Below are 1,883 nucleotides of genomic sequence, written 5' to 3'. Positions count from 1 at the left end.
TTGCTCCCGTCGCACCGGTTGCTCCGGTTGCACCGGTCGAGCCGGTAGCTCCGGTAGCTCCAGTCGCACCGGTGGCGCCGGTCGCACCTGTCGAGCCAGTAGCTCCGGTAGCTCCAGTCGCACCGGTGGCGCCGGTCGCACCTGTCGAGCCAGTAGCTCCGGTAGCTCCAGTCGCACCCGTGGCGCCGGTCGCACCTGTCGCACCCGTTGCTCCAGTCGCACCCGTTGCTCCGGTCGAGCCCGTGGCACCCGTAGCGCCGGTCGCACCTGTCGCACCCGTTGCTCCGGTCGAGCCGGTGGCTCCGGTCGCACCCGTCGAGCCCGTGGCACCTGTGGCTCCGGTCGCGCCGGTCGCTCCGGTCGCGCCCGTTGCTCCAGTTGAGCCGGTAGCGCCAGTGGCACCCGTGGCGCCGGTCGCACCTGTAGCTCCGGTAGCGCCGGTCGCCCCAGTCGAGCCGGTGGCACCCGTGGCGCCGGTCGCACCTGTCGCACCCGTTGCTCCAGTCGAGCCGGTGGCTCCGGTCGCACCCGTCGAGCCCGTGGCACCTGTGGCTCCGGTCGCACCGGTAGCGCCGGTCGCTCCGGTCGAGCCGGTATCGCCCGTAGCACCAGTGGCGCCGGTTGCTCCAGTCGCCCCAGTGGCCCCGGTCGAACCCGTTGCTCCGGTATCACCCGTTGCACCCGTAGCGCCGGTCGCACCTGTTGCACCCGTCGAGCCCGTTGCTCCGGTATCGCCGGTAGCGCCGGTCGCGCCTGTGGCGCCGGTTGCTCCGGTCGCACCCGTCGAGCCCGTTGCTCCGGTACCGCCGGTGGCGCCGGTCGCACCTGTTGCTCCGGTCGCACCTGTCGAGCCCGTTGCTCCGGTATCACCCGTAGCGCCGGTTGCGCCTGTCGCACCCGTTGCTCCAGTCGAGCCGGTCGCACCCGTTGCACCCGTAGCGCCGGTCGCACCTGTGGCGCCGGTTGCTCCAGTCGCCCCGGTAGCTCCAGTAGCTCCAGTCGCGCCGGTTGCGCCTGTCGAGCCGGTCGCACCCGTTGCACCCGTAGCGCCGGTCGCACCTGTTGCACCCGTTGCTCCGGTATCACCGGTGGCGCCGGTCGCACCTGTGGCGCCGGTTGCTCCGGTCGCACCCGTTGCTCCGGTATCGCCCGTGGCGCCGGTGGCACCTGTTGCTCCGGTTGCTCCCGTTGCTCCGGTATCGCCGGTAGCGCCAGTCGCACCTGTTGCTCCGGTCGCACCGGTCGAGCCGGTTGCTCCGGTATCACCGGTGGCGCCGGTCGCACCTGTGGCGCCGGTGGCGCCCGTTGCTCCGGTATCGCCGGTGGCGCCGGTCGCACCTGTGGCGCCGGTTGCTCCGGTCGAGCCGGTATCGCCCGTAGCGCCAGTTGCACCTGTTGCGCCGGTGGCGCCGGTGGCACCCGTAGCGCCGGTTGCTCCGGTATCGCCGGTGGCGCCGGTGGCACCTGTGGCGCCGGTTGCTCCGGTCGCACCCGTTGCTCCAGTATCGCCCGTGGCGCCGGTGGCACCTGTGGCGCCGGTTGCTCCGGTCGCGCCAGTCGAGCCGGTGGCGCCGGTTGCTCCAGTCGAGCCCGTTGCTCCGGTATCACCCGTAGCGCCGGTGGCACCTGTGGCGCCGGTCGCGCCCGTTGCTCCGGTATCGCCGGTGGCGCCGGTCGCACCTGTGGCGCCGGTTGCTCCGGTCGCACCGGTCGAGCCGGTTGCTCCGGTTGCTCCGGTATCGCCCGTGGCGCCGGTCGCGCCTGTGGCGCCAGTCGCACCCGTGGCTCCGGTCGCACCTGTGGCGCCGGTCGCACCGGTCGAGCCGGTTGCTCCGGTATCACCCGTAGCGCCGGTGGCACCTGTGGCGCCGGTTGCTCCGGTC

At 73.0% G+C, this 1,883-nt stretch carries 1 protein-coding gene; it reads right to left on the bottom strand.

Features of this window, described 5'->3' with window-relative positions; genetic code table 11:
* Window positions 1-1,883 (bottom strand): hypothetical protein (locus EOA79_RS31780; protein ID WP_128293671.1); only part of this gene is annotated, 1,883 nt, incomplete at both ends.

This window comes from Mesorhizobium sp. M1A.F.Ca.IN.020.03.2.1 (assembly GCF_004023205.1).
In the GTDB taxonomy this organism is placed as follows: domain Bacteria; phylum Pseudomonadota; class Alphaproteobacteria; order Rhizobiales; family Rhizobiaceae; genus Mesorhizobium.
The sequence above is the reverse complement of the archived record's forward strand: the minus strand, read 5'-3'. Positions and strand labels throughout refer to the sequence as shown.